The organism is Kitasatospora sp. NPDC030952, from assembly GCF_055571335.1.
This window is the reverse complement of the sequence record NZ_JBVIFM010000011.1, coordinates 153,487-159,152: the sequence shown is the minus strand read 5'-3', so window position 1 is coordinate 159,152 and position 5,666 is coordinate 153,487. Positions and strand designations below refer to the sequence as shown.

General features: G+C 72.9%; 6 protein-coding genes and 4 tRNA genes. 6 read left to right on the top strand and 4 right to left on the bottom strand.

Going from position 1 to position 5,666, the window contains the following annotated elements; all coding sequences use genetic code 11:
* Positions 1-319 precede the first annotated feature (319 nt).
* Positions 320-889, top strand: a complete 570-nt coding sequence (locus tag ACZ47G_RS20805) for a CGNR zinc finger domain-containing protein (RefSeq protein WP_465744658.1) — start codon at positions 320-322, stop codon at positions 887-889.
* A gap of 25 nt (positions 890-914) precedes the next feature.
* On the opposite strand, the gene ACZ47G_RS20800 is transcribed toward ACZ47G_RS20805, so the two are convergent.
* Entirely contained in the window at positions 915-1,370 is a 456-nt protein-coding gene (locus ACZ47G_RS20800) for a hypothetical protein (RefSeq protein WP_465744656.1), read from the bottom strand.
* A 111-nt stretch (positions 1,371-1,481) separates the two neighbouring features.
* Here ACZ47G_RS20800 and ACZ47G_RS20795 point away from each other — a divergent pair, with 111 nt between their 5' ends.
* Entirely contained in the window at positions 1,482-1,982 is a 501-nt protein-coding gene (locus ACZ47G_RS20795) for a DsbA family protein (protein ID WP_465744654.1), read from the top strand.
* Between the two features lie 15 nt (positions 1,983-1,997).
* Here the strand turns inward: ACZ47G_RS20795 and ACZ47G_RS20790 are convergent, their stop codons facing one another.
* From ACZ47G_RS20790 to ACZ47G_RS20780, 3 genes are all read right to left on the bottom strand, one after another.
* Positions 1,998-2,855 carry a GNAT family N-acetyltransferase gene (locus ACZ47G_RS20790; RefSeq protein ID WP_465744652.1) on the bottom strand — a complete coding sequence of 286 codons (858 nt, stop codon included), beginning with the start codon at positions 2,853-2,855 and terminating at the stop codon, positions 1,998-2,000.
* A 79-nt stretch (positions 2,856-2,934) separates the two neighbouring features.
* On the bottom strand, positions 2,935-3,765 hold the full coding sequence (locus tag ACZ47G_RS20785) for an aminotransferase class IV (RefSeq protein WP_465744650.1): 831 nt from the start codon (positions 3,763-3,765) through the stop codon (positions 2,935-2,937).
* Positions 3,766-3,777: 12 nt separating this feature from the next.
* Positions 3,778-4,863, bottom strand: a complete 1,086-nt coding sequence (locus tag ACZ47G_RS20780) for a chorismate-binding protein (RefSeq protein WP_465744648.1) — start codon at positions 4,861-4,863, stop codon at positions 3,778-3,780.
* A gap of 367 nt (positions 4,864-5,230) precedes the next feature.
* Between ACZ47G_RS20780 and ACZ47G_RS20775 the strand changes: the two genes are divergently transcribed.
* The 4 genes from ACZ47G_RS20775 to ACZ47G_RS20760 all read left to right on the top strand — a co-directional run bounded on the left by ACZ47G_RS20775 (position 5,231) and on the right by ACZ47G_RS20760 (position 5,635).
* A tRNA-Gly gene (locus ACZ47G_RS20775) sits at positions 5,231-5,303 on the top strand.
* A gap of 40 nt (positions 5,304-5,343) precedes the next feature.
* Positions 5,344-5,417 (top strand) — tRNA-Cys (locus ACZ47G_RS20770).
* A gap of 34 nt (positions 5,418-5,451) precedes the next feature.
* Positions 5,452-5,523: transfer RNA gene (locus ACZ47G_RS20765), tRNA-Val, on the top strand.
* 40 nt (positions 5,524-5,563) lie between these two features.
* Positions 5,564-5,635, top strand: a tRNA-Val gene (locus ACZ47G_RS20760).
* Positions 5,636-5,666 lie beyond the last annotated feature (31 nt).

Here is a 5,666-nt window from a genome sequence, read left to right as displayed (position 1 = left end):
CCCCGACGGGAGTTGGTGCGTCCCCGTTGTCGGGGGAGCCAACCTCCCCCCTCTCACCCCACCCGCCCTACCAGTGGAAACGACAGCCACCCCCCCCACGCACGCCCCGGCCTCGGTGCCGGGCGCCGTCGTCGTTTCCGGGGCGTAGCGGAGCCACGCAAGGGGGTGCGTCGGGGGTGGGCGCCCGCTTTGGGACGCTCTGACGGAATCCGTACAGGCCTTCGAACAAAGGCGCCGCCCTTATGCCGCAAGGGCCGGTATGGTCTGGGGTAACCGTGGACGCGGGGTACCGGAGTCCCCCTGCGCGAGGAGTCCCAACGTGCTGATCACCCATGACACCGAGTGCGCGCTGAGCATCCTCGTGGATCTGCTCAACACGGCACCCGAGGTGTGCGGCGACGAGCGACTGCCGGACGTCGCCGCGCTGGACGCCTTCGTGGTCCGCCAGGAGATCAGCGAGATCGACTCTCTGACCGAGGACGACCTGCGCCAGGTGCACGAGCTGCGCACCCGGCTGCGCGAGGTGTTCGGGACGGAGTCCACCGAGGCGGCCGCCGAGCTGGTCAACGCGATCGTCGCGGCCGCCGGGACGACGCCCCGACTGGTCAACCACGACCACCACGACTGGCACATCCACTACTTCGCGCCGCACGCCGCGCTCGGCCCCCACCTGGCGGCGGAGCTGGGCATGGCCCTGGCCTTCATCCTGATGGCGGGCGAGCGGGAGCGGCTGCGCCGGTGCGAGGCGCCGGACTGCGCGCGGGTCTTCGTGGACCTCTCCCGGAACCGCTCGCGGCGCTACTGCGACAGCCGCACCTGCGGCAACCGGCTGCACGTCGCCGCCTACCGGGCGCGGCAGCGGTCGGCGGAGGCCGTCGCCTCCGCCTGACCCGCCTGCCTCCGGTCGGCGCGCCTCAGATGCCGCGCTTGCGGAGGATCTCCTCGATGTCGGCGAAGTCGCCGAGACCGTCGTCCCGCTTGCCCGTCTGCTTCTTCGCGGGCGCCTTGGGCGCTTGGGCCACGGCCGGGCGCTCGGGGGCCGGACCGGCGGCGGCCGGGCGCTCCGGGGAGTCCTCCAGGGCTCCGCGGCGGTCGATCCAGCGGGTGACGACCAGCAGGGCCGCGGAGACGCCGAGCAGCACGATGCCGGTCCACACCCGGGGGTCGAAGACCAGCCTGGTCGCCCAGTCGGCGAACTCCCGGCCGATGGTGCCGGCCAACGGGAACAGGCCGGTCAGGTAGAGCCCGGCGGGCAGCAGCGCCACCGCGAACCAGCGGGTCGCCGAGCGGAAGCGCCGGCGCCAGGCCCGTTGGCCCGCGACGGCCACGCCGCCGGCCGTGAGGAGGAAACTGATCGCCGCGGTCAGCACGAGTGGGCCCCTTCGTCTCCGGTCGTCCTGGTCATCGGTGCCTCCCTGTCGGTCCGTCCTCGGGCGCACCGCCGGGCGGGAACGGGCACCCACTAGTGGAACACTGGGGGGATGATCGATGGTTCCCTCCCCCGCCTCGAGTTCTGGTGCGACCTCCAGTGCCCGGACTGCCGTACCGCCCTGGACGACGTACGGGCGCTGCGCGCCCAGTACGGCGACGCGCTGCCCGTGGAGCTGCGGCACTTCCCGCTGGAGAAGCACAAGCACGCCTACGCCGCGGCGGAGGCGGCCGAGGAGGCGTTCGCCCAGGGGCTGGGGTGGCCGTTCGTGGAGGCGCTGCTGGCCCGGGTCGAGGAGCTGGACGCCCGGGGGCAGCAGGTGCTGCTGGAGGTGGCGCGGGAGGTCGGGGTGGACGTCGAGGAGGTCGACACCGCGCTGGTCGACGGCCGGCACATGCTGATCGTGGACTCCGACCAGGCCGAGGGCAAGGCGATCGGGGTCACCGGCACGCCGACGTACGTGATCGGTCGCGAGCGGCTGGACGGCGGGAAGAGCCAGGACGGGCTGCGCGAGCGGATCGTCGCCGCCATCGAGGCCGCGAAGGCCTCCTGACGATCCGTCAATTCGTCACAGTGGCTTGCCGAAGCAGCGGTTGACGATCCGGTAGCCGAGCGAGGCGTAGAGCCGGAGGGCGACCTCATTGCCGGCGAAGACGTTCAGGCCGATTTCGCGCACCCCGGCGGCCAGGCACTCCCGCTCGGCGAGCAGCATCAGGGTGCGGCCGTGTCCCCGGCCCCGGTGGGCCGGGGACACCTCGACCACCATGACCCAGGCGAGCGGGGTGCCGTCCGGCAGGTCGCGCAGGTGGAGGTTCACCCAGAGCGAGCCGAGCGGGTCGCCGTCCGCACTGCCCGGGCCGTCCGTGCCGTGGAGCCGGCGCAGGACGACGCCGGGGGTGTCGGCGCCCTGCTGGAGGACGTTGCGGTGGTCCAGGGCCGACTTGGCGTGGGCCTGCTCCTCGGTGAGGCCGGAGTCCATCAGGGAGCGGACGTACTCCCGGGCCGCCCGGTCGATCCAGGCCGGGAACTCCGCGGCGCCGATCGGGCGGGCGGTGACGCCGGCGGGCAGGGCCGGGGTGGCGGTCAGGCTCTTGCCAAGGTTCCGCATCCGCTCGGTGTAGCCGAGGGCGGCGGCGAGCCCGCGGGCGATCGGGGCGGACTCGGGGACCACCACGTCCACCCGGGTGCAGCCCCAGTTGCGCAGCACCTCCTCGGCGGCCAGCGCACCGAAGGTGCCGCGGCCCCTGCCTCGACCCTCCCTGATCTCCAACTCGGATATCTCACCCCAGAGTTGGCTGCCATGGCGGGCCGAGGTGGTGCGCAGCGCACCGACCTGGTGGCCGTTCGCGAGGATCCGCCAGCGTCTGGTGCGGCCGCCGGCCGTGGTGGGTGTCTCCGGGCCCTCGGGGCGCAGCGTGGTGGTCATGTGGTGGTCCCTTCCCCTCGCCGGGGAGGTTATCCACGCGGTCCGTGGCGTCTCCCCGGCGTTCTGCCCGGGCTCGGGATCAGGGGTCGAGGTCGTCCCCGCTGCGCTGGGCGAAGACGTCCATGGCCTTGGCGGTGACCGGGCCGATGCCGGGCAGTTCGCGGTCGTCGACGCGGGTGACGGCCTGGACGTCACGGGTGGTGGAGGTCAGGAAGATCTCCTCGGCGTCCTGCAGGGCGCTGAGCGGGAGGTCGGCCTCCTCGGCGCCGCACCAGTCGATGACCAGCTGCCGGGTGATGCCGGCCAGGCAGCCGGAGGCGAGGGTGGGGGTGAGCAGGCGGCCGTCGACGACCACGAAGACGTTGGTGCCGGTGCCCTCGCAGAGCAGGCCGGCGGTGTTGGCGAAGAGGGCCTCGGAGGCGCCGGCGCGGTGGGCGGCGGCCAGGGCGACGACGTTCTCCGCGTAGGAGGTGGTCTTGAGGCCGGCGACCGCGCTGTGCTCGTTGCGGCGCCAGGGGACGACGAGGGCGGCCGTCTCGTCGGGGCGGCGGTTGATGGCGCCGAGGGCGACCACCAGGGTGGGGCCGGTGGTGCCGCGCTCGGAGCCGAGCGGGGCGTTGCCGCCGGTGAAGGTGACGCGCAGACGGGCCAGCGGGGCCGGGTTGGCGGCGAGCACCTGGGCGCAGGCCTCGCGGACCAGGTCGTGGTCGGGGTCGGGCAGGCCGAGGCCGCGGGCGGAGCGGGTGAGCCGGTCGAGGTGGCGGGTGACCGCGAAGGCCCGGCCGTCGACGGCCTTCAGGGTCTCGAAGACGCCGTCGCCGGTGGTCAGGCCGTGGTCGAGGACCGAGACGGCGGCGTCGGCGGAGTCGACGAGGGTCCCGTTGACCCAGCTCGTGGTGCGGTTGTCCATCGAGGGCTACTCCTAGGCGCGGTGCGGCTCATGATCGGGGTGGGTGTCGCTGTCGATCTCGCTGCCCGACGCTATCGCGACCAGCCGGGCGGCCTTCAGTTCGGTTTCGGCCCATTCGCGCTCGGGGTCGGAGCCCCAGGTGATCCCCGCGCCGGTGCCGAAGCGCAGGACCGGCGCCTGCCGGTCCTGCCGGTCGAGCCAGAAGGTGCGGATGCCGACGGCGAGTTCACCCTCGCCGCGATCGGCGTCGACCCAGCCGACGGCGCCGCAGTAGGGGCCGCGCGGGGCGGTCTCCAGGGCCTCGATGATCCGCAGGGCGCTGGACTTGGGGGCGCCGGTCACCGAGCCGGGAGGGAAGGTCGCGGCGAACAGTTCGGGCCAGCCGGCACCGTCGCGCAGGGTGCCCTCGACGGTGGAGACCAGGTGGACCAGGCCCGGGTGCTTCTCCACGGCGCAGAGGTCGGGGACAGTGACACTGCCGGTCCCGCAGACCCGGCCGAGGTCGTTGCGGACCAGGTCGACGATCATCACGTTCTCGGCGTGGTCCTTCTCGAGGAGGTCGTCCTCGGTGCGGCCGGTGCCCTTGATCGGCCCGGAGGAGACCGTACGTCCGGAACGGTGCAGGTAGAGCTCGGGAGAGGCGGTGGCGATCTCGACGCCGTGCTCGGGCAGTCGGACGGTGCCCGCGTACGGGGCGGGGTTGCCGCGGGCGAGGAGGCCGGTGAGGGCGTCGATGTCGCTGCGGTCGGGGTCGGGCAGCGGGGCGGACATCACCCGGCACAGGTTGGCCTGGTAGACCTCGCCGGCGGCTATGTGCTCGCGGATGCGGCGCACGCCCGCGGTGTAGGCGGCGCGGTCCAGGGAGCTGTGCCAGCTGCCGGCGGCCGGGCCCTGCCAGCCGGCGCCCGAGGGCGGGGCCGGGGCGGGGCGGACGTCGTCGAAGCGGGCGCAGGTCAGCCGGCCCTCGAAGTCGTAGGCGACGGCCCAGTAGCCGGCGGAGTCGAGCGCGGCCGGGTCCGAGGTGACGTCGCGCAGCCCGGTGGCCAGACGGCCGCCGAAGCGGGCGAGCGGGGTGTGGGGGGCGGGGTGGCCGGACACGGTTCTCCTGCGCGGTGGTGCTGGGGGCGGCGGTGCCTGAAGTGTAGGTCGGCGGGCGTGGCCCGGGTCGGGCCCGCGCTCCCCGCACTCCCGGTGCTTCCGGCGCTCCCACCGCTTTCCGCGCCCCCGAGTGCGAGCAGCCGAGTGCGTCGCGCTGGTGTGCGCCGGGTGACCTGCGGGTGATCGTCCGGGAGCGCCGCAGGTGGTGGCCGGTGACCGGCCGGAAGGGCTGACGGGACGGCACTCCACGGGCATCCCCTCGGCACGCTGCGGGAACGGATTTTTAGCTGGCCCGGGAATCCGCTAGAGTTCAACACGTCGCCGGGGAGCGCAGCCGAAGAAAAGCGGTGAAGATCCCGGGAGACAGGCGGACGTAGCTCAGTTGGTAGAGCATCACCTTGCCAAGGTGAGGGTCGCGAGTTCGAATCTCGTCGTCCGCTCGATGGAGAACGGTGTAAGGTCGTTCTTCATGTGTTGCCTGGTGGAGTGGCCGAGAGGCGAGGCAACGGCCTGCAAAGCCGTGTACACGGGTTCAAATCCCGTCTCCACCTCCAAGAGGCGCTCCCGGTTCCGCCGGGAGGCCTCCCCGCGCGATTAGCTCAGCGGGAGAGCACTACCTTGACACGGTAGGGGTCACTGGTTCAATCCCAGTATCGCGCACGTCGGACCTCATGGGTCTGCTGCAGGAACGCCTCACCAGGCGCGATTAGCTCAGCGGGAGAGCACTACCTTGACACGGTAGGGGTCACTGGTTCAATCCCAGTATCGCGCACAGTAACAGGCCCTTCGCGGCCTGCTGCACC